Origin of the sequence: Paraburkholderia sp. EG287B, from assembly GCF_040965595.1 — a bacterium.
Taxonomy (GTDB): domain Bacteria; phylum Pseudomonadota; class Gammaproteobacteria; order Burkholderiales; family Burkholderiaceae; genus Paraburkholderia.
In genome coordinates this window covers 25,848-45,001 of sequence record NZ_JBFRCG010000027.1, presented here as the reverse complement: position 1 = coordinate 45,001, position 19,154 = coordinate 25,848, and the positions used below count along the sequence as shown (strand labels likewise).

The 19,154-nt window shown below is 63.2% G+C and carries 20 protein-coding genes and 1 pseudogene; 12 read left to right on the top strand and 9 right to left on the bottom strand.

Translation table 11 applies throughout. The features are described from left to right. Nucleotides 1–5: 5 nt before the first annotated feature. Complete coding sequence (locus AB4Y40_RS36690) at nt 6–941, bottom strand: metallophosphoesterase (protein ID WP_133189457.1); 936 nt, start codon at nt 939–941, stop codon at nt 6–8. Nucleotides 942–1,146: 205 nt separating this feature from the next. On the opposite strand from AB4Y40_RS36690, the gene AB4Y40_RS36685 reads away from it, so the two are divergent. Further along, nucleotides 1,147–1,977: a hypothetical protein gene (locus AB4Y40_RS36685; protein WP_368692067.1), complete on the top strand. Its 831-nt coding sequence runs from the start codon at nt 1,147–1,149 to the stop codon at nt 1,975–1,977. After that, complete coding sequence (locus AB4Y40_RS36680; protein WP_368692023.1) at nt 1,974–2,357, top strand: DUF2158 domain-containing protein; 384 nt, start codon at nt 1,974–1,976, stop codon at nt 2,355–2,357. Before AB4Y40_RS36685 ends, AB4Y40_RS36680 begins: the two co-directional genes overlap by 4 nt. 8 nt (nt 2,358–2,365) lie before the next feature. Here the strand turns inward: AB4Y40_RS36680 and AB4Y40_RS36675 are convergent, their stop codons facing one another. Continuing rightward, nucleotides 2,366–2,536, bottom strand: a complete 171-nt coding sequence (locus AB4Y40_RS36675; RefSeq protein WP_368692022.1) for a hypothetical protein — start codon at nt 2,534–2,536, stop codon at nt 2,366–2,368. Between the two features lie 317 nt (nt 2,537–2,853). Between AB4Y40_RS36675 and AB4Y40_RS36670 the strand changes: the two genes are divergently transcribed. After that, a complete protein-coding gene (locus tag AB4Y40_RS36670; RefSeq protein WP_342924842.1) occupies nt 2,854–3,267 on the top strand; it encodes a hypothetical protein in 414 nt (137 codons plus the stop codon). A 14-nt stretch (nt 3,268–3,281) separates the two neighbouring features. Here the strand turns inward: AB4Y40_RS36670 and AB4Y40_RS36665 are convergent. From AB4Y40_RS36665 to AB4Y40_RS36655, 3 genes and pseudogenes are all read right to left on the bottom strand, one after another. Further along, a pseudogene (locus tag AB4Y40_RS36665) lies at nt 3,282–3,497 on the bottom strand (hypothetical protein); the annotation flags it as partial. A 41-nt stretch (nt 3,498–3,538) separates the two neighbouring features. Then, nucleotides 3,539–5,485 (bottom strand): putative bifunctional diguanylate cyclase/phosphodiesterase, encoded by a 1,947-nt coding sequence (locus AB4Y40_RS36660; protein WP_368692021.1) that lies wholly within the window; start codon nt 5,483–5,485, stop codon nt 3,539–3,541. 131 nt (nt 5,486–5,616) lie between these two features. Then, the gene (locus tag AB4Y40_RS36655; protein WP_368692020.1) at nt 5,617–6,549 is read right to left on the bottom strand and encodes a LysR substrate-binding domain-containing protein; all 933 of its coding nucleotides are present in this window, start codon (nt 6,547–6,549) and stop codon (nt 5,617–5,619) included. 126 nt (nt 6,550–6,675) lie between these two features. Here AB4Y40_RS36655 and AB4Y40_RS36650 point away from each other — a divergent pair, with 126 nt between their 5' ends. The 6 genes from AB4Y40_RS36650 to AB4Y40_RS36625 all read left to right on the top strand — a co-directional run bounded on the left by AB4Y40_RS36650 (nt 6,676) and on the right by AB4Y40_RS36625 (nt 11,828). Then, entirely contained in the window at nt 6,676–7,335 is a 660-nt protein-coding gene (locus AB4Y40_RS36650; protein ID WP_368692019.1) for an RraA family protein, read from the top strand. Beyond that, nucleotides 7,332–8,552, top strand: a complete 1,221-nt coding sequence (locus tag AB4Y40_RS36645) for a pyridoxal phosphate-dependent aminotransferase (RefSeq protein ID WP_368692018.1) — start codon at nt 7,332–7,334, stop codon at nt 8,550–8,552. Before AB4Y40_RS36650 ends, AB4Y40_RS36645 begins: the two co-directional genes overlap by 4 nt. A gap of 4 nt (nt 8,553–8,556) precedes the next feature. Next, entirely contained in the window at nt 8,557–9,360 is an 804-nt protein-coding gene (locus AB4Y40_RS36640) for an alpha/beta fold hydrolase (RefSeq protein WP_368692017.1), read from the top strand. Nucleotides 9,361–9,565: 205 nt separating this feature from the next. Next, the gene (locus tag AB4Y40_RS36635; protein ID WP_368692016.1) at nt 9,566–9,796 is read left to right on the top strand and encodes a hypothetical protein; all 231 of its coding nucleotides are present in this window, start codon (nt 9,566–9,568) and stop codon (nt 9,794–9,796) included. Between the two features lie 237 nt (nt 9,797–10,033). Beyond that, entirely contained in the window at nt 10,034–10,318 is a 285-nt protein-coding gene (locus AB4Y40_RS36630) for a hypothetical protein (protein WP_368692066.1), read from the top strand. Nucleotides 10,319–10,475: 157 nt separating this feature from the next. After that, nucleotides 10,476–11,828: an MFS transporter gene (locus AB4Y40_RS36625; RefSeq protein WP_368692015.1), complete on the top strand. Its 1,353-nt coding sequence runs from the start codon at nt 10,476–10,478 to the stop codon at nt 11,826–11,828. 24 nt (nt 11,829–11,852) lie between these two features. Here the strand turns inward: AB4Y40_RS36625 and AB4Y40_RS36620 are convergent, their stop codons facing one another. Beyond that, nucleotides 11,853–13,022 (bottom strand): GNAT family N-acetyltransferase, encoded by a 1,170-nt coding sequence (locus tag AB4Y40_RS36620; RefSeq protein WP_368692014.1) that lies wholly within the window; start codon nt 13,020–13,022, stop codon nt 11,853–11,855. A 35-nt stretch (nt 13,023–13,057) separates the two neighbouring features. Then, nucleotides 13,058–13,945 carry a class I SAM-dependent methyltransferase gene (locus tag AB4Y40_RS36615; protein WP_368692013.1) on the bottom strand — a complete coding sequence of 296 codons (888 nt, stop codon included), beginning with the start codon at nt 13,943–13,945 and terminating at the stop codon, nt 13,058–13,060. A gap of 388 nt (nt 13,946–14,333) precedes the next feature. On the opposite strand from AB4Y40_RS36615, the gene AB4Y40_RS36610 reads away from it, so the two are divergent. Further along, nucleotides 14,334–14,606, top strand: a complete 273-nt coding sequence (locus AB4Y40_RS36610; RefSeq protein ID WP_368692012.1) for a hypothetical protein — start codon at nt 14,334–14,336, stop codon at nt 14,604–14,606. Between the two features lie 75 nt (nt 14,607–14,681). Next, nucleotides 14,682–14,909 (top strand): hypothetical protein, encoded by a 228-nt coding sequence (locus tag AB4Y40_RS36605; protein ID WP_035514793.1) that lies wholly within the window; start codon nt 14,682–14,684, stop codon nt 14,907–14,909. Between the two features lie 54 nt (nt 14,910–14,963). Here AB4Y40_RS36605 and pstS read toward each other — a convergent pair whose 3' ends face one another. After that, complete coding sequence (gene pstS / locus AB4Y40_RS36600) at nt 14,964–15,980, bottom strand: phosphate ABC transporter substrate-binding protein PstS (RefSeq protein ID WP_368692065.1); 1,017 nt, start codon at nt 15,978–15,980, stop codon at nt 14,964–14,966. 368 nt (nt 15,981–16,348) lie between these two features. On the opposite strand from pstS, the gene AB4Y40_RS36595 reads away from it, so the two are divergent. After that, complete coding sequence (locus AB4Y40_RS36595) at nt 16,349–18,052, top strand: hypothetical protein (protein WP_368692011.1); 1,704 nt, start codon at nt 16,349–16,351, stop codon at nt 18,050–18,052. A gap of 74 nt (nt 18,053–18,126) precedes the next feature. On the opposite strand, the gene AB4Y40_RS36590 is transcribed toward AB4Y40_RS36595, so the two are convergent. Next, a complete protein-coding gene (locus AB4Y40_RS36590) occupies nt 18,127–19,014 on the bottom strand; it encodes an NAD(P)H-binding protein (protein WP_368692010.1) in 888 nt (295 codons plus the stop codon). Nucleotides 19,015–19,154 lie beyond the last annotated feature (140 nt).

Sequence of the window (19,154 nt, the reverse complement as noted above, 5' to 3'; positions counted from 1 at the left end):
CAAGGTCAGGCGAGGGACGTGTCGGAAAGCGTCGCCGCGAGAGGATGGCGCGTGATCCGGATGCTGGTCACGCCAAGCATCTTCGGCAGCTGATCGCTCGCGACCTTGAGCGGCCCGGGTCCGGGCCCGTCGCCGGCCGTCGGTTGCGGATAGGCCGTCGAGCGTGCCGTGTGGAACGTGATGTTGCCTTCCACCTTGGAAACGATCTGATGAATGTGGCCATTGAGCACGGTCACCGAGCCGAAGCGCTTTAAATAATCCATGGCCTGGCCCGCATCGCCGGTGCCCCAGCCCCATGGTTCATAGATCGTCCACATCGGCATGTGCGTAAACACGACGATCGGCGTGCTCGACGTGCGGCCCTTCAGATCGTTTTCCAGCCAGGCGAGCTGGTCCTCGCCCAGGTTGCCCAGACCGTTCGGCTTGAAATGCATCACGTTGACGAGCGCGATGAAATGCACGCCATTGTGGTCGAAGCTGTAATAGCCCCGGTTGTCCGACGCCTTGCCGAAGCGCTTGAAGTATTCGCCTTGCGGTCCATCTGTCACATCGTGTTCGCCGGGCGTGGTGTGCAACTCCGTAATGCTGAGGCCGGACAGCAATTGCGCCGCCAGATCGAATTCCTCAGGTTTGGAGAGATGGGTGATATCGCCCGTGTGAATCGCCAGGGCGGGTTTGACGGGCATGGCGTTCACGTAGTCGATGGTCTGTTTGAGCGTGCCCGCGACATCGGGGTTGGCTTCCTTGTTGAAGCCAATATGCGAGTCGCTGATCTGCAGAAAGAGCGGAACGCCGGCGTTTTCTTTGCTGCTCGCCGCCAAAGCCAGCTCCACGGGCGTGAGGACGCCTCCGGCCAGAACGAACACAGTGCCGGCGCCACCGAAGGCGAGGCATTTCAGGGCGTTGCGGCGTGACGGTTGGGAAGGAAGATCTGACGACATGATGTCCTCTCGGCTGGGTTCAGGAAGTCGACCGCCGGTGCAATTCGGAGTGCCTCCAGGGCGGGCTTCACGTGCAATACCGCGAGTGCCGCTGTTTTATTCCCGGATTTTTTTCGCGAGTCGAGCGCGGGAATAACCGGCGTGGGTTCGCGGTATGGCAGGCGTGGCACACGAAATGGCGGAAACCAATATGGACATCGTCGGCATGACCCGTCGCCGCGCCAGCGCAGCGAGCATCAACGTTCAATATCTTCTGCGCCGGCTTCAACTCACGTCGGGCCTCGTGATGCTGACGTATCTTTTTCTGCATCTGGTCAATCACGCGCTCGGCATCTGGTCGCTCGAGCTTGCCGGACACGGTCTCGTCCTCGCGCTGCGGCTTTGGCGCAGCACGCCCGGCACGATCGCACTGTATGGCGCCGCATCGGTGCATTTCGTGCTGGCGCTGCACACGATATACGGGCGTCGCCACTGGGCGCTGCCGCCCGCGGAATGGATCCGCCTGTTGGCAGGGCTCAGCCTGCCGCTGCTGCTGATCCGCCACGCGGTGACGACCCGGCTCGCGTCTTCGCTCTATGGTTTCGAACCCAACTACGAGCGCGTCATCGTCGTGCTGCTGACGAGCGGCACGCAGGGTCTGCAACTCGCGCTGCTAGCGCCCGGCTGGATACACGGATGTCTTGGGCTGTGGTTCCGCTTGCGCCACCATGCATGGGCGCGTCGCATGCGGCTCGCGCTGCTGATCGTCTTCATCCTGCTGCCGCTGCTTTCCGCAGGGGGCTTCATCCACATGATGCGAGCCGTCGAGGGGGCGAGCCACCTGCTTCCGCCTGTCGATGCCGCGCTGGTCGTCCATCAGGCAGCCCTCAACGGCGCACGTCACACGCTCGTCACGCTCTATCTCGCGCTGATTGCCGGCACGCTGATCCTGGGCCAGCTGCGCAACGCGCTCGAGCGCCGCAGGCTGCGCAGCGAGTCGGTGGGCGTCCGTTTGCTGGCGCGCAGTGCATCGTGCGAACAGGAAGTTCGCGAATGACTTTCGATGTCGAATTTGTTCCGATACGAAGGCGAAAACCTTATATTCAGCCCATGCGGACAAGGGCGAATATACGGGTTCCAGTCGTTGACGAGAGCGGTGGGCGCCGGTCAGCGAGTCGCGAGCATCCGGGAGGTAACATGTCCGCAGTTTGTGCGATCCACAGGGATTTGCGTTCCGAGACGCTGAGTTCGGTTGCTGCGCGATTTAAAGGCAGGACGGTGCGCCTGTGCTCAGGCGGGCCGTTAATGACGGTGAACCAGGTCGTGCCGACGGCATTCGGTCCGCAGCTTTCCTGTGCGTGGTTCGAGTCGCCCGAGTCGACCAAACTCGTTCGGGCCGTGTTCAGTACCGATGCAGTTCAGTTCGCTTGCGCGTAGTCGGAAACTCAGACGCTGTAGCCCGAAGCGCGCATCAACTGACGCGACACCTCACCGCCCACGCCTTGCGCGTCGAATTGCTCGCGGAGCTTCGAGTCTGCCTTGCGCGTCACGCCGCGGTGCATGGCCACGATGATCGCGAAGAAAGCAATTAGAAAGATCGGTAAGGTCAACATCATGTTGCTCCTGGCTGATCAGATCAGACCGGATATCTGTCTGTCTACGGTGCGCACGATGATGCGCATACCCCAGGCCTGACCGGGCCAACCTGGCCGGGCCGACCTGGCCGGCTCCAACCGCGTCCGCCCATGCTGCCAGGACGTTCACGATTTATCATTCGTGACGTGAGATGCCAAAATACTCAGATAACCCGTAACGAGGCGGTGACCCGCCGGCCGTGCAGGATGATCCGCCCCTCTTTGCCGGGCCGCGTGCCCGCACATCGAAGACGAACGGACACCCTTGAGACCAGGACGCCGAATCCCATCTATCTGTCGTGAACCCGCGTATCCGTCCCCCCTTGCCGCCTGAATGGCCATTTCCGCCGTATCGCGACGTTTCCGGTCGCGCGTTCGGCGATCTTGTCGCGCTTCAATATCGCGGCGCCGGCGTGTGGCTCTGGCGGTGCCGCTGCGGCGCCCACGTCACGGCCGCGCTGGATGCGGTGGAGAGCGGCCAGACGCGCGATTGCGGCTGCGGCGAGCAGCGCCGCGTGTGGCGGTCGCGGCCGGGCTCGCCTGCGCTGAAGGGGGGCGAGGTGTTCGGCCAGTTGACGACGGATCGCTATGCCGGCGATGGCAAGTGGGTTTGCCGGTGCGATTGCGGCAATGAGGTGACCGTGAGCGCCGGGCGCCTGCGACTGGGCCAGGCGCGTTCGTGCGGCCGCTGCCTCGGCGCTTTAACCGGCTAAGCGATGCGCACTCGTCACGACTTGACCGGAACCCCGTAAGCGCTGACGATGCGCGCGTCCTGCTCGGCTGCCGAAAACAACTCCCATTCGAGACCGTTCACGTCGAAGCTTCTCGAATAGCCGGTTGCCGCGTCGTCCTCGAATCCAACGTGGCGCAACATTCCCGCTTGCGCCGGCTGCTCATTGATCGAAAAGTTGAGGAGATCGGTACGCCACATCGCGTACTGGCCGACAAACAGTTAAGCAGCCATTCTGGTATGCGGACTACTCGTCATTCTCCCGCGAGGCGAGCCACCGCTTCGCCCTCGCTTTCACGCTCCAGAAAACCGGCCACTGCCGAAGCCTCCATCGGGCGAGAACAATAGTAGCCCTGAATAAGTGTTGCCCCGAGCGCCGCGACCGTCTGCAGTTCGGCCGCCGTTTCCACCCCTTCGACGATGCAGTCGAGCGACATCTGACGGCTGAGATTGAGCAGCGTGCGAACCACGGTGAACGCCGTCGTGCGCTCCTTGAGACCGCTCACGAACATCCTGTCGATCTTCAGGCGCGTGAGCGGAAGTTTGCACAGGTACGAGAGGCTCGAATAGCCAGTGCCGAAATCGTCGACCGACAAACCGCAGCCCAGCGCGCGCAGCACCTTGGCCGCCTTCTGGACCTGGTCGAAGTCCTTGGCCATCGCGGTTTCGGTGATCTCGAAGTCGAGCCGGGCCGGGTCGATGCCGCTGCTGACGATGCACCGGGCCAACTCTTTCACCGCGGACTCACTGGCGAAATCATGCGCGGACAGATTGAAGGACAAGCGGATATGCGCTGGCCATTGCTTCGCGCAGGCCAGGGCCTTGGTAAACAGAGCGAGGGTCAAGCCGTTGATGACACCGTTGCGCTCCGCGGCGGGAATGAATTCGCCGGGCGGGACCGTGCCGAGCGACGCGCTGCGCCAGCGCGCCAGGGCTTCGAAACCGACGGTGCGCTGGCGCTCGAGCGAGTAGATCGGCTGGAACGCGAGATCGAGTTCGCTGGCGAGATCGGGGGAGCGTAGCGCCTGGGCAATCTGCGACTCGCGAATGATGGCGTTGCGGTGCGTCTCCGAAAAGATCGTCACCGAGCCGCGCGAGCGGCGCTTGCCCTCGTAAAGCGCGTAGTCTGCGGTTTCGAACAAATCCGCCTTGTTGCGTGAAATGTGCGGATAGGTGGAAAAGCCGATCGTCGCCCCAAGACGAACGGAAATCTCGCCGACCAGTATGGGATATTGAAAAACATCGCAGATGGTGCGGCCGAGTTGCGAGAGGCCGGCGTCCGTGCAGTCGTCCGTGACGATGATGCCGAATTCGTCGCCGCCCAGCCTCGCCAGCGTGATCGTGCCGCACGCCGCTTTGGCGAGCCGCGACGCGACTTCGGCCAGCACGTGGTCGCCCAGCGAGTGGCCGTGAATGTCGTTGACGGACTTGAAGCCGTCGAGATCGACGAGGCCCACCGCGAGCCGTCCGCCCGATGCCATGGCGGCATCGAAATGCCTGTCGAGCGAGGTGAAAAAGGCCCGCCGGTTCGGGAGATTCGTGAGACTGTCGATATTCGCGAGGCGCTTGTTTTCGCGTTGCGTGGCCACGAGATCCGCGAAGTTCTTGTATTGCGTGAACGCAACGACCAGCATCGCCAGCGAAACCAGCGACGTATCGATGGCGATCGCCTGGAATACACCGTTTCCCGAACTCAGGAACGTGATGACGAGGGCGCCGTTGACAATGGCGGAGACGGTGAACGCTGCCTTGATGACGTTCATCAGGCAGAAGATGACGCCGACGACCGTGATGGCCATGTAGAAGGCGACATGAAGCTTGAATGCCGCGCCGCCATGAGGCAGCAGGGACAGCGACCATGCTGTGAACGAAATGGAGAAGACCCAGGCGAGCCTGCCGGAATTGCGCAGGATCGTTGCCGCATCTTCCGCACTGACACGCATCCTGGAGAGCCGCAGCCAGGAGACGGCGCGTACGAAGCAAAATGCCGTGAGTACGAGCGGACAGATCACGCCCTGCCAGGCGGGAATCTCGTTCTCGTGGGGCAGCACCATGCCCCACGTGTTGACGACCAGCAGCCCATACATCATGGGCAGCTGATAGATCATCACGCGCAACTGCGCCAGCTTCAGGGCCGCGCTGTTTCCGGCGAGGAAAGTGCGCCGAATCGTTCCCCAATACTGGGCCAGTACGTTGAACATTGTCTTGCGAGTCGGTGCGGTCCCGCTGCAACTGCCGGGAATGAAATGTAATACCCCCGTTTACGACCGCTCGCGTTATTTCTGGAGGCAACGCGCGTGCTTTTCATGGTCGACGCGCGCCCCATTTTTCATCAGGCTTTCAACACGACGGCCAGGGTTCGCGCCTTACGTTTCTTCAACGACGCGACGACCTCGTCGACCATGGGGTGATGACGATGCGTGTTCCACAGCAGCGCGGCCGTGACCACCGCAATCTTTTCTTTCAGCGGCCGCACGACCACATTGCCGGGCGCAAGCTTGCGCATCGACGACGGCACGAGCGCCACGCCCTGGCCGCAGCCGACATAGGCAACTTGCGAAGTGACGGAGCGCACCTCGTGCGTGACGTGTGGCGTCAGGCCATGCGAGCGGCAAACCGAAGTCAGGAAGTCGAAATACACCGGGCTGACCTGTCGCGACGACATCACCAGTTGCTCGCCGGCTAGCGCCTGCAGCCGCACGCGGGGCAGGGCGGCCAGCGGATGGCCCTTCGGCAGCGCCACGGCCAGCCGGTCCTCGGCTAGCGGCAAGGTGGCGATGCCGCTCCGCACCTCGCCGTCGATGCGCACGAACGCGAGATCGAGTTCGCCGGCTTCGAGCATGGGAATGGCGTCGACGCTATCGATTTCCTTGACGAGCACGGTCAGGTGCGGGTGAGCGCGTTTGAGCGCGTCCAGCACGGGCGGCACCGTTTCGAGCATCGCGGAGGTGATGGCCCCGACATGCAACACACCCGACTGACCGGCGGCGACTTCGCGCACGACCCGCTCCAGCCGCTCGACCTGCCCGGCGAACTGGCGCACGGCCGGCAGTATCGCGGCGCCGGCCGGACTCAGCTGCGTGCCCTGGCGGGACCGGTAAAACAGCTCCAGCTTGAGCGATTGCTCGAGCACCTTGATCTGCTCCGTGAGCGGCGGCTGCGACATGTTCAGCCGCTGGGCGGCACGCCCAAAATGCTGTTCCTCTGCAACGGCGAGGAACATCCATAGCTGCCGTATCAGCCTGAAGTCGATCGTATTGTTCATGGTGAGCGCATTTTCCGGTGGCCGGTTGCTGTTCCAGAAATCGTATCACCGAGATACGAAATGCGAAATTTACATATCAGCCGATCCACGCGAGGATTGCCGGACTATTCAACGGAGCCGAGTGTGATGACCACGCCTTCCTTCCTCGATCGACTTGCGTCACTGGACACCAACACGGTTTCCGATGCGCTCGACTTTCTCGGCCTGCCCGGCGCGACTTGCGGCCTGCGTCCGCTTTGGGACTGTCCGAAGATCGTCGGCCGCGCCAGCACCGTCCTGCTCGGGCCGAAGCAGGACGCCGAACCCGGCGTGCACTTGATCTCTCCCGTCGTCGACGCGGTTACGACGAGCGATCGCGTGCTGGTGATCGCGGGCGGCGTGGAGGGCATTTCCTGCTGGGGCGACATCCTCGCCAATGCCGCCACGGCGAAGCAGGTGCGCGGCTCGGTCATCGACGGCATGAGCCGCGATATCGACGGCAGCGAGGCGATCGGCTACCCGGTCTATGGCCGCGGCGTCACGATGATCAGCGCGCGCAATCGCGTGGTCCAGATCGACTCGGGCAAGCCGGTGCAAATGGCGGGTGTCACCGTGCACGAAAACGACTATGTGATCGCCGATCGATGCGGCACGGTGTTCGTTCCCGAAGGCCATATCGAAGCGGTGCTGGCGCTGGGCGAGCGGATCGCGCGCCGCCAGGACGGCATGGTGGCGGCGGTGCGCGCCGGACGCCCGGTTGCGGACGTCATGCACGACAAGCAATTCGAGGCGATTGCAGTTCGATGAGCGACGCCAACCTCCCCGCATTGAACCGCTTCCTCGCGGCGGCGAAGCCTTCGGCCACTTACAGGGTCATGGACCGTGTGGCCGCACGGCGCGCGAGCGGCGCAGCCGTGATTTCGCTCAGCGCCGGCGAGCCGGATTTCGACACGCCCCAGCACGTATGCGAAGCCGGCGTCGCCGCCATTCGAGCGGGTCATACGCGCTATACGCAGGTCGCAGGGCTGCGGGCTTTGCGTGAAGCCATCGCCGGCAAGTTCCAGCGCGAAAACCGCCTCGACGTTGACTGGCGCGACACACTCGTATGCAGCGGCGGAAAGCAGGTGATCTTCAACGCGCTCGCCGCGACACTCAATGAGGATGACGAAGTCATCGTCCCCGCGCCGTATTGGGTGAGCTACCCCGAGATCGTGCAGTTGTGCGGCGCCCGCGCCGTGATCCTGCCATGCGGTGCGCAGAGTGGCTTCAAGCTGACCGCCGATGCGCTGCACGCCGCCATTACGCCGCGCACACGCTGGCTGATTCTGAATTCGCCATCCAATCCAACCGGTGCGGTGTACAGCCGTGCCGAGCTGCAGCAGCTTGCGCAAGTGCTGCTCGCCCATCCGCAGGTGCTCGTGCTTTCCGACGATATCTACGAGCATCTGATTTTCGATGGGCTCGAATTTTTCACGCTTGCCCAGGTCGAACCGCGGTTGCGCGAGCGCGTGCTGACGATGAACGGCGTTTCGAAGGCGTATGCGATGACGGGCTGGCGCATCGGCTTTTGTACCGGTCCGCGCTGGCTCATCGACGCGATGGAAAAACTGCAGGGCCAGCAGACGTCCGGCGCATCGACCATTTCGCAGCATGCCGCGCTGGCGGCGCTAAGCGGGCCGCAGGATTTCGTCGAGCGCTCGCGCAGGGCCTTTCAGCAACGGCGCGATCTCGTGGTCGAGCAACTGAACCGGGCGCCGGGCATGCGTTGCGAAGCGCCGCAAGGCGCGTTCTACGCCTTTGCCTCGTGCGCCGGCCTGATCGGCAAGACGACGCGAGGCGGGGCATATCTCAAGGATGACGAAGCAGTGGCCAGCGCACTGCTCGACGAAACCGGTGTGGCAACGGTGCACGGCAGCGCGTTCGGACTGGGTCCGTATATTCGTATTGCCTATGCGCTGGACGACGTGTCGTTGCGGCACGCTTGCGCCGCCATCCAGAATTTTTTCCACACGCTCGCGGAGTGATCCGATGCCTCAGGAATTTTCCCGTTCGGTGTTCTCGTTCGATGTGGATGGCACGGCGCTCGAGCTTTCCGCTATCCATCGCGACGGCGACAAGGCGCCCATCGTGTTCCTTCACGGGTTCGGGTCCACGAAAGAAGACTACGCGGATATCGTGCGATACGCGGCGTTCGAAGGGCACCCGTTCGTCGCGTACGACGCCCCGGGCTGCGGCGAAACGCAGTGTGCCCATCTTTCGAAAGTCGGCATACCGTTTCTCGTCGAGACCGCGCTCGCCGTGCTCGAACGGGTCGGCTTCGACCGCTTCCATCTGGTCGGTCACTCCATGGGCGGCCTGACGGCGCTCATGCTGGCCCACCGGCACCCGGAGCGCGTGCTCAGCTTCGTCGATATCGAAGGCAATATCGCGCCCGAGGACTGCTTTCTCAGCAGACAGATCGAGGAGTATCCGCACGCGGACGCCGAGCGCTTCTTCAGCGATTTCATCGAGCGCACGCGCCATGCGCCGGCCTATGCGAGTGCCCTCTATGCCGCGAGTGTGCGCTACAAGGTCAGGGCCGCGGCAGTGGGGCCAATTTTCCGCTCGATGGTCGATCTCTCCGATAATGGCGACTTGATGCGCAAATTCCTCGGTTTGCCGTTTCCGCGCATGTTCATGTACGGGCAGCAGAACGCTGCGCTGTCGTACCTCGATCACATTCGCGATCAGGGCGTGGTGTTGGCCGAAATTGCGGATTGCGGGCACTTTCCCATGTATTCGAACCCGGTTGCAATGTGGCGGGCGATTGCCGGATTTCAGCGGCGCGTTTGACGAGCCGCGCGTTGCGTACGAAACGATCCTGCCGCTGTTACTCACGATGCGCATTGGATAACGGCGGCCTTGATGGCAGCAGCGCGGCCCGTCGCAACGCAATGCGGACGGCGCAAACGTTTGGCATCCTCAGCTATATGGGCGTGCTACCGTTCGCTCGCTGCCGCGGCCTAAAGTTCGCGTAGCCATTGCCGAAATACCAGCCATGGCGCGCAAACATCCCGACTATCCCGACAAACCTCCCATCTGGGCAGAGGCGCGCGCGCTCGAGGCGAGCATTCGCGCCATCCGCCGCGCCCAAGGCAAGAAGAACCCCGAGGACTTCCCGGCGGGAAGCCCCGAGTGCACGGCTGCCATGGATGAGTTCGTGCGCGACGTCTGCCGCGCCCTCGAGATCGATATCAACACGCTCGGCAAGGACGCCGGCGACTTCTAAGGCTTGCCGTCCGGCCGCCCGGCGCTGGGTCGCCATTCGTCCCCTGCACGCGCGGGAATGCGGTTTGCGCGCCCCGAAACGACCGATGACGAGTTCACGAGGTTGCGCGTGAAAACGACTCTTACGCTCGCGTTGTCGTCCTGTCTCGGCGTGGCGTTGCTCACGACGCAGCCAGCACATGGCGCAGATCCCACCCCCACTCCCACACCCGACGCCGCGCCGCCGTGCGGCAAGCTCGTGGGGAGCCACGCCGCCGGCGGCTTCGCGCTACGCAGCGGCGAACCGGTCGATTTCGTTTCCGCGGGGCAGGCCACGCACGGCACGCTGCTCGTTTTCAGCGATGGACCCGTTTTCCGCGCGTACTGGCAACCCGAAGGCAGCGAAGAGAAGTACGCACTCGCCAACGCCGGTCCAGACAGCGTGCGCCTCGTTTCGACGCCTCCGCAGGGCACACCGACCCCTGGCGCCCAGCCCGGCGTCGCCACGCAGCCATTGCAAGTGCTGTCCTGTCCGAAGCTTTAACTACGCTGTCATGCCGTTTCCGGTCCATATCCCACCATGTGAACCGTCCTTTCGTATCACGCCGCTTGCGACTAGTCTTTAACGATTCCAAACGGACGAACGGTCCGGCCCGTGACTGGTGCACCGCACCGCGCAGCCGGCCCCGAAGGAGACAGAGATGGAGCTCGAAACCCGCACCATGGCGCGCGTGATGGCCAGGCTCGTGCCGTTCCTGATCGTTTGCTATTTCGTGGCGTATCTCGATCGGGTCAACGTCGGCTTTGCTGCACTGCAGATGAACAAGGCACTCGATCTTTCCGCGAGCGCGTTCGGCTTTGGCGCAGGGATCTTCTTCATTGCCTATTTCTTCTTCGAAGTACCGTCGAACCTCCTGCTCGAGCGTTTCGGCGCAAGGCGCTGGATCGCGCGCATCATGTTCACGTGGGGCATTATCGCGGGCGCGATGGCGTTCATTCCGGACCTCGCCCGCATCACCGGCATGTCGAACGCGCACGTATTCTATGGACTGCGTATCTTGCTCGGCATCGCCGAGGCGGGTTTCTTCCCCGGCATCATCTTTCTGCTGACGCTGTGGTTTCCCGCCAAATACCGCGCGCGCGTGGTGGGCTATTTCATGGCGGCCATTCCCTTGTCGACGGTGATCGGCGGCCCGGTTTCCGGCTCGCTGCTGTCGCTCGACGGCAGAGGGGGGCTGGCGGGCTGGCAGTGGGTCTACCTGATCGAGGCGATACCCGCGCTCGTGCTCTCTGTTTGCGTGCTGTTCTATCTGACCGACAAACCCGCCGACGCCCGCTGGCTCGCCGACGACGAGCGCCGCTGGCTCATCGATCGCCAGGCGCAGGAGCGCCGTCATCGCGAGAAGGTGCGCACGTTCAGCGTGCTGGAGGCGCTCATCAATCCGCGTGTGCTGGCGGTCGCGCTGATCTATTTCGGTGCGAACGCAACCAATTACGGCCTGAGCTTCTTCCTGCCGCAGATCGTCAAGGCGTTCGGACTCACGAATGTGCAGACGGGCTTCGTGACTGCGCTGCCCTACGCGGTGGGCGTCGTTTCGATGGTGCTGTGGGGCCGGCATTCCGACCGCCGGCTGGAACGCAAGCGTCACGTCGCACTTGCGCTCGCCGTCGCGGCCGCCGGGATTGCGGCTGCCGCGGGACTCGACAACCCCGTGCTCAAGATGCTGGCGCTTTCCATCGCGGGCTTCGGTATTTTCGGTTGCCTGCCGGTGATCTGGACGCTGCCGGCCGCGTTCCTGTCGGGCGCGGCTGCGGCCGGCGGCATTGCGGCTGTCAATTCGCTCGGCAATCTGGCGGGCTTTTTCGGCCCCTACGCGATGGGCTGGATCAAGGACAGCACCGGTGGCTTCGGCGCGGGCCTGCTATGTCTGGCGGGAGCCGGGCTCGTGGGCGCGGGCGCGGCGCTCGTCCTCCATCACAATCCGGCGCTGGAAACGCTCGACGATGCACCACGAACCGAAACGCACGGCGAGGGCGGTGTGGTGAGGCAGTGAGCGGCGTCTATGGACGCAATTGGCTCATTTCAGGCGCGCCATCACGAGCGTCGTGACTTTTCGATAGACGCGCCTGGCCTGGGCCCACGACAACGCCAGCTCGATGAGCCGCCCGCGTGCATTGAGCACGACGATGCGCGATTCGTGCCTGGTTTCGCGATCCGCCCAACGCACCTTGTAGTCGCCATGCAGCGGTCGAAAATCGAAATCGCGGCCATGGGCCTGGGCCCATTGCGCGATGAATTCGATCAGCAGGTTCCCCACCGAGAACACGCTGAACGCCTCGTCATAGGTGGTGATCAAATACTCGACGCTGCGCGCGCCGACGAGATTGACCGATGCCGCCACCGGCTGCCCGTTGACCTGCACATAGGCGACGAGCGGCAGGGTGGTCAGGTCGGTTCGCTTTGCAAGCTCGATGAAGAAGTCGCGGACGCGGTCGTCCATCAAATAGGGCGATTCGATGCCGCGCTTGAGCGCCCATTGGCGTTTGTTGGCGAATAGCCACCTCAATACGCGCTCGGTGTCGGCGGCGCTGTTGCACCATCCAAAACTGACTTCGCCTTCGCGCCGCAACCGCTTCGCGCTCGAACGCAGCGCGGCGCGCAGCGTCGAGTGCCGCGTTGCGAGGAAATCGTTCCATGTGGGCGCGGCGCGCAGGTTGATCGAATAGCCGGGCATCACGCGCCAGCGCTGCGGTAGCGCGCGCTGAACCCAGGACTGCGGGGCGGCGTCGAGCGCACGTTGCAGCGCGCTGCCGTTTTCGAGCATCGGAATGTGGAGCACGTCGGCGCGAATCCGCAAGACGGCCTGGACCGCCGCATCGTAAAGTTCCGGGCGCCGGGTGTCGGCGATCAGCGGGCCGCCGTACTCCTCGCCGCATCCGCAGCCCAGCGCCTGGGCCGTTCGCCACGCGCCTTTGCGCGTGATGACGACGGGCCATAGCGCCAGAAGGTCACGGGCGTCGTGCACCGTCGCGACTTCGACCTTCGCGCCGCTTGTCAGCGCCGCCGCGACGGCTGCCTCGCAGTAGGCAAAACTGATGAAAGGCGAATACGCTTCGGCTCCGGATAAAAGCGCACGCCATTGGGGTTCGAAGGCACGAAACGCATCGACGGTCTCGCACGTGCGCAACGCGTACCGGAAGGAAGCAGCCGGCGACGACTCGTATATCGCCACGACGGAGGTCGGCACTTGCGTCTCCTGAATGAATTCGTGGTGCTTGTGATTCAGCCTTCAATGGAAGTGCTGAGGCGGTCTTTCGTCGTAATGCGGCGATTGCGGTCCGCGAACGTGTCAGGGCGCGCGCCGCGCACGCTTTGCCAGACGACGACGTTCTCGTGGTCCTCGGGTCCGAAGCCGACTTCGTCGTGATCGTACGGAAATACGCCGGCGAACCAGCGCTGCAACTGGCGGGAGCCGTCGAAGACTTCGCCGCACACGGGATTGTCGTAGACGACGAAAAGATGTTCGATGGTGCCGCTCGCGAGGCCCGCTTCGAGTTTCTCGAGCAGCGACGCCATCAGTTCCGGCCCGAATGGATTGAACAGGAAGACGACTACCTTGCCCGCCGGCACTTTCAGATCGGCGACATTGGCGTGCAACGCGCGAATGGGCGGCCGTTGCGGAAAGCGCCGCGCCATGACGGCCGCGTTCGCGTTTGCCGTTCGCACGAGGTCCGCGCTGATGTCGTAGCCCAGCGCCAAAGAGAACGGATACTCGGAGGCGACGATCATCGGCCGGCCTTTACCGCAACCGATGTCCATGAACGTATAGCCGGTGATATCGCCGAGGGTGTCGAGCGCGCGGCGGATGATGGTCGGCTGCGAGCCCATGTATGGCCTGAGCTGGACGGCGAGATCGGCGTCGCGCTGCAGCGCGTTGGAGTCGACCAGTCCGCTCGTGTTCGTGCCGTACAGGAGATCGATGGGGTGGCGCCGCAGGCAGCCGGAATACACCGCGCGCAATACCGGAACGCGAATGCAGATGCGCCGTATCGGCGGGATGAACATCGCGCGCTGCACGCCGTCGGGCAACCGGGCCACCACATTCAGCAACGGTTGCTTCAGTGCGCGTCCGAGCGCAAATCGGGGGCCGCCGTGTGTCGTTGTTCGCATGGATCGATGCGCTGTGAACCTTCTGGAAAGGGGTTGCCGATCCGTCATGATCGCGCGGTGCGTCGCCAGGTCGCCGCCATTCACCGGTTGTATTTCGACAAAAAGGCCGGAATTCGTGGCTTACTAACGAGTGTCATATGGCCGGCGTAGGGTGGTGAGCAGAGAGCCAGATCGTCGTGGGTGGCGTGCCCTTTTTCCCGCCGGCCGGCGAAAGCGCTTTCATGGCGACTACCTCAATACTCTCCCTGATGTTTCCGCCTTTTTTTCCGTGCCTTAATGAGCGTTCTCGCGTGGTTCGGCGGGAGTCATGCTCCGGCTTCGCAAGGTATCGGTGCAGGTGGGTCTCCAGGTTTTGTCTATGCAATGCCCAACCGGAAGAGGCGAGACGATGAACGCGCGAGTGGATGCTGAAGCGCGCCGCAAGCGGTATGCAATGCACCGCCTTGGCCTGGCAATGAAGCGGCTGATGAATGCCGAAGCAGAACCCGAAAAGATGATGGCGACGCGCTGGGTGAACGCCTGGAGCGCTTCCGTCGGCGAGCGGTGGTTCGCGGCAAGCCCGTATGGCAGGCTGAGTCAGGCGGCGTTAATGCGTGCCCCGTTAAAAGGCGCGACAGGTTCCCGTAATGTACTGAAATCGGGACGGCGATCGTCGATATGAAACAAAACGCATATTTAATTGACCAATGGGGCCGCGAAACGATATTGTCATAATTTAGACATTTCCGCGTTTACCTTGGCTCTTGCAGAATACGAAACCACTCATCCCCTGAGCGTCGAACTGGATGGCGTGAACTACGCGGGTGCTTACCGCGTCATGGCCGGAAGCGTCATCGTCTACTTCGAAAACGAAATCAAGTTCGCGCAGTATGGAACGAATCGTCCGGAGATCATCGCGCGCTGGGTGTTGACGGACCTTTGCCGTAAATCCGATTCCCGCCGGCGCAAAGCAGGCAAGCGTTGATTCATGCGCGTGGCATCGACATGACGCCACGATTTCCAGCGGCGTATGTGGACGCTACTGTGTGCTAACGGTTTTGGGCGCGACGTCGTTGCTTTTATCGTCGTGCCATTGCGCGCGGATTTTCGTCACGACCACGGCAGGCAGCGGAATATAGTCCAGTGCCTGGATCGTCGGCTCGCCATGCATGAGCGCCCAGTCGAAGAACTTCAGCGTTTCAGCGTTGCGCACCGAGTCGTCCGGTGTCGCCTGCAACAACACGTAGGTCGCGCCCATCACGGGCCATGCGTCCTTGCCCGGCTGATTGGTGAGCACCTGAAAGAGCGAGCTTGACCAGTCCGCATTCGCGGCCGCTGCGCTGAATGTCTGGATGCCCGGCTCCACGACCGCGCCCGCCGCGTTGGTCATCGCCGTGTAGGTCAGATGATTCTGTTTCGTGAAGTCCCAGGCGACATAGCCAATCGCCCCGGGCAGGTAGCCGACGAACGTGGCGACACCTTCATTCCCGTTGCCGCCTATCCCTAGCGGCCAGTGAACGCTGGTGCCTTCGCCGACCTTGCGTTTCCATTCGGGGCTCACCTGCGAGAGATAATGCGTCCAGATCAGCGTCGTGCCCGAACCATCGAGACGCCGCACGACAGCGATCGGCGTGTTGGGCATCTTGATCTTCGGATTGAGCCGTACGATGGCCGGGTCGTCCCAGTACAGGATCTTGCCGAGAAAGATCTGGCCCAGCACCTCGCCGTTCAGCATCAACTGCCCGGCCTTGATGCCCGGAAGATTCACGACCGGAACCACGCCGCCGATCGCGGTGGGAAACTGCCGCAAGCCGTCCTTGCTCAATTGCTCGCTCGTGAGCGGAGCGTCGGAGCCGGCGAAGTCGACCGTGTGCGCGACGATCTGCTTGATGCCGTCGGTGGAGCCGGTGCTGCGGTAGATCACCTTGCCGCCGCCGGACTTCTGGTAGGCGGTGGCCCAGTGGGTGTAGAGGGGCGCGGCGAGTGTGCTGCCGCATCCGGTCACGCCGTCGGCGCGGGCCGACAACGTGAAAACGCCGCAAACGAGCGCGGCAATCAGGGGGCGTAATGGTCTCACGAGCCTCTCCCGTTATTCATGTTCTCTGGGAAGTCGCGGAGTCTGTCTGGTCCGCGTACTGTCAATTACAGGATGGTGACAGGCCGGATTCAAATTGAATCCTGCTATCGTGCGGCGGTTTTATGACGAAGCGTTGCGTCTTTATGCGCGAATAGATGATGAGGATAACAAACGAAATCCACCGCATCGAAAAACAGGCTGAGCCGATCGATTTCCGCAGAGGAAAACGCGCGAACGAAGCCGCATTGTCTGCAACGAATCTTTCACAAACTTTCGCTACGGTAAGCGGGATTGACCCCAAGTTCGTCTTGACAAAACGCTTGTAATTCCTTTCGGAGACGCTACAGATGGCCATCAATACCCTTCGCCCGGCATTTTGCGGCGCCTGTTTTGCCGCGCGTCCTTCCCGTCTTGCCATTGCCGCTGCTCTGGTTTGCGCCAGTGCAGGCGCAGCCGCTGCCTCGCAAGACACCAACGCATTTTTCGGCGGTTCGGACCTGCTCGTCGTGAGCCGCAGTGTCTACGACAATGTGTCGGGCAACGTTACCCCCGGCATGACGCTGCCGCCCAATTGCAATAGCGCGCAGGCGAGCTGCCCCACGGGCGGCGCGCCCACGGACGGCACCTATCCGGCTGTCTGGAACAACGTGCTCTACGATCCGAGCTTCGGCATCACGGCGCGCATTTTCCTCGACACCATTACGCCGGGCGGCCAGGTCGTGCACACGCTGGAAGTGCCCAACAGTCTGCATCCGGGCCATGGCCACGACCAGCTCGTGACGAGCTTCAGCTCCAAGTCCGAACTCGCGCTCAACCTCTCGAGCGACGGCCGCTACCTGACGTTCATGGGCTACGTTGCGCCGGTCAACACGATCGACGTATCGAACTCGAATACGCCGGGCGCGATCGATCCGACGAATCCGGACGGTCAGGCGTTCTATCGCGCGGTGGCGCGGCTCGATGCCGAAGGGCACTTCTCCTTTACGGAGACGAATGCATACAGCGGCAATAACGGCCGCGCCGCATTGCTCAACAACGGCAAGGACAACGGCGAAGGCAACGGCTTTTACTACACGGTGGGCAACGCAGGCAACGGATCGAACCCGCAGCCGGCAGGCGTGATTCTCGGGGCGGGTGCGCAATTCATCGCGGCGACGCACCAGCATGAGGCGCAGCAAACGCCGGGCACGCCCACGCCGCTCGCGAGCTTCTCGGTCACGCAACTTGGTGCGAAGGCCGACAAGGTGGGCAAGGACGACAACTACCGCGGGCTCACCGTCTTCAACAACGTGGTGTACTTCACGAAGGGCAGCGGCAGCAACGGCGTGAACACGGTGTATTTCGTCGACACCACGGGCAAGGCGTGCCCCTCGGGCGGCGTAGGCGTGCCGGTGGCGGGCGCGAAACTGCCGTCCAACCCGCTTGCGTACGACGCCTCCACGTTGACGACCAGCGGCTTGCCGAGCAACGTATGCGTGCTCGCGGGCTTCCCGGCTACGCCGAACAAGACGGCGACGACGCTTTCGTACCCGTTCGGCCTGTGGTTCGCCGACGCGAATACGCTCTATGTGGCCGACGAGGGCGATGGTTATTCGGGCGGTACGGATCTGTACACGCACGCCGCGCAGCAGACTGGCGCGGGCCTGCAGAAGTGGGTGTACAACGCCGGAACGAAGTCATGGAAGCTCGCCTACACGCTCCAGAACGGCCTGAATCTGGGGACTTCGTACACCGTGGCCGGTTATCCGATGGGCACGAACAGCGCGACCAGCTTGCCGTGGTCGCCCGCCACCGACGGCCTGCGTAACATCACGGGCCACGTCGGGCAGGACGGCACGGTCACGATCTGGGCGATCACCTCGACGGTGAGCGGCAACGGCGATCAGGGCGCGGACCCGAATCGCCTCGTCGCTGTGCGCGACGTGCTGCGCAACACCACGGTTTCGGGTGCTGCGAACGAGCGCTTCGTGACGCTGCGCAACGCGGGCTTCGGCGAAGTGCTGCGTGGGGTGTCGCTTGCGCCGGGCAGCCAGTTCGGCAAGTGGTTCTGATTGCTGCATAGTCTTCCGGGAACGGCCGGGCGTGCGTAGCGCCCGGCCGTTTTTTTCTCATCGCGGCGTGCGCGCTACTGGCTGTTGAGTTTCGCAACGAGTGGGCCGAACACGTCGCTCAACGCGGTCGTGCCGAAGCGCCGCTCGCTGCGGCTCGCTTCGACGTCGATGCGGCCGGTGTTGTAAACGTCGTACAGATCGGTGATGAGCCGGCCGTGTTTCTCGCTGAGTCCGGCTTTGAGAAGCATGGGCGCCCACGCTTCGCGCGGCAGCGCATGAGGCGTGATCGTGCGGCCGCTCGCAACGCTCAGTGCCGCCGCGATGTCGTTCACGCTGACCCTCTGCGGTCCTTCGATGCTCACGATTCTCGGCGCGCCGGACTGATGCGATTCGAGCAGCAGCCCGGCGCTCGCTGCGCCGACGTCCTGCGCAGCGACCGTGGGAAAGCGGCGCTCCAAAGGCAGATGGAGGCTCGGCAGCGTACCTGTTGCGAGCGCGCCGGGAATGAACGCCGCCCAGTTCTGCATATGTTCCGCCGAGCGCAGCAACACCAATTGCGTAGCAATGGGTTTCAGCTGCTTTTCCAGGTAGTGATAGAGCCGCGTGATGCCCGTATTCAACGGCAGCTCCGCGCCATAATCGGAAATGGCGAGCAGCGTGGCGGGCGGGTTTTCGCGCAGGGCATCGGTCGCGATGTCGATCATCGTACGCATGGTCGTTTCGGGATCCGTATCACCGGATGGAACGGGGCATAGCAGATGGACGGCGTGAGCGCCCTTGATCGCGGCCGAAACCGATTGCGCGTCGGTCAGATCGGCGAGCGCGATTTCGCAGCCCAGCGCCGCGAGACTCTCGCCCAGGCGGGCGTGGCGCACCACGGCGCGCACGGGCTTGCCCGCACGGCGCAACGCGGCGGCGGTGACACGCCCGGCTTTTCCCGATGCTCCAAAAATCACGAACATGATCGCTTTCTCCTGGTGTGCGTGGTCTGCGTCATCGTAGGCAGACGCACGCCGCATGGCGCGCAGGAACGGATGGCGTTGCGCAGAAACGGATGATTGAATACGTCCACCATTGCGCGGTGCGCGAGCGTCGCCGTAAT

Coding starts and splice junctions, on each gene's coding strand:
- AB4Y40_RS36690 (WP_133189457.1), bottom strand. CDS start 941: ATGTCGTCAGATCTTCCTTCCCAACCGTCACGCCGCAACGCCCTGAAA.
- AB4Y40_RS36685 (WP_368692067.1), top strand. CDS start 1,147: ATGACCCGTCGCCGCGCCAGCGCAGCGAGCATCAACGTTCAATATCTT.
- AB4Y40_RS36680 (WP_368692023.1), top strand. CDS start 1,974: ATGACTTTCGATGTCGAATTTGTTCCGATACGAAGGCGAAAACCTTAT.
- AB4Y40_RS36675 (WP_368692022.1), bottom strand. CDS start 2,536: ATGATGTTGACCTTACCGATCTTTCTAATTGCTTTCTTCGCGATCATC.
- AB4Y40_RS36660 (WP_368692021.1), bottom strand. CDS start 5,485: ATGTTCAACGTACTGGCCCAGTATTGGGGAACGATTCGGCGCACTTTC.
- AB4Y40_RS36655 (WP_368692020.1), bottom strand. CDS start 6,549: ATGAACAATACGATCGACTTCAGGCTGATACGGCAGCTATGGATGTTC.
- AB4Y40_RS36650 (WP_368692019.1), top strand. CDS start 6,676: ATGACCACGCCTTCCTTCCTCGATCGACTTGCGTCACTGGACACCAAC.
- AB4Y40_RS36645 (WP_368692018.1), top strand. CDS start 7,332: ATGAGCGACGCCAACCTCCCCGCATTGAACCGCTTCCTCGCGGCGGCG.
- AB4Y40_RS36640 (WP_368692017.1), top strand. CDS start 8,557: ATGCCTCAGGAATTTTCCCGTTCGGTGTTCTCGTTCGATGTGGATGGC.
- AB4Y40_RS36635 (WP_368692016.1), top strand. CDS start 9,566: ATGGCGCGCAAACATCCCGACTATCCCGACAAACCTCCCATCTGGGCA.
- AB4Y40_RS36625 (WP_368692015.1), top strand. CDS start 10,476: ATGGAGCTCGAAACCCGCACCATGGCGCGCGTGATGGCCAGGCTCGTG.
- AB4Y40_RS36615 (WP_368692013.1), bottom strand. CDS start 13,945: ATGCGAACAACGACACACGGCGGCCCCCGATTTGCGCTCGGACGCGCA.
- AB4Y40_RS36610 (WP_368692012.1), top strand. CDS start 14,334: ATGAACGCGCGAGTGGATGCTGAAGCGCGCCGCAAGCGGTATGCAATG.
- AB4Y40_RS36595 (WP_368692011.1), top strand. CDS start 16,349: ATGGCCATCAATACCCTTCGCCCGGCATTTTGCGGCGCCTGTTTTGCC.
- AB4Y40_RS36590 (WP_368692010.1), bottom strand. CDS start 19,014: ATGTTCGTGATTTTTGGAGCATCGGGAAAAGCCGGGCGTGTCACCGCC.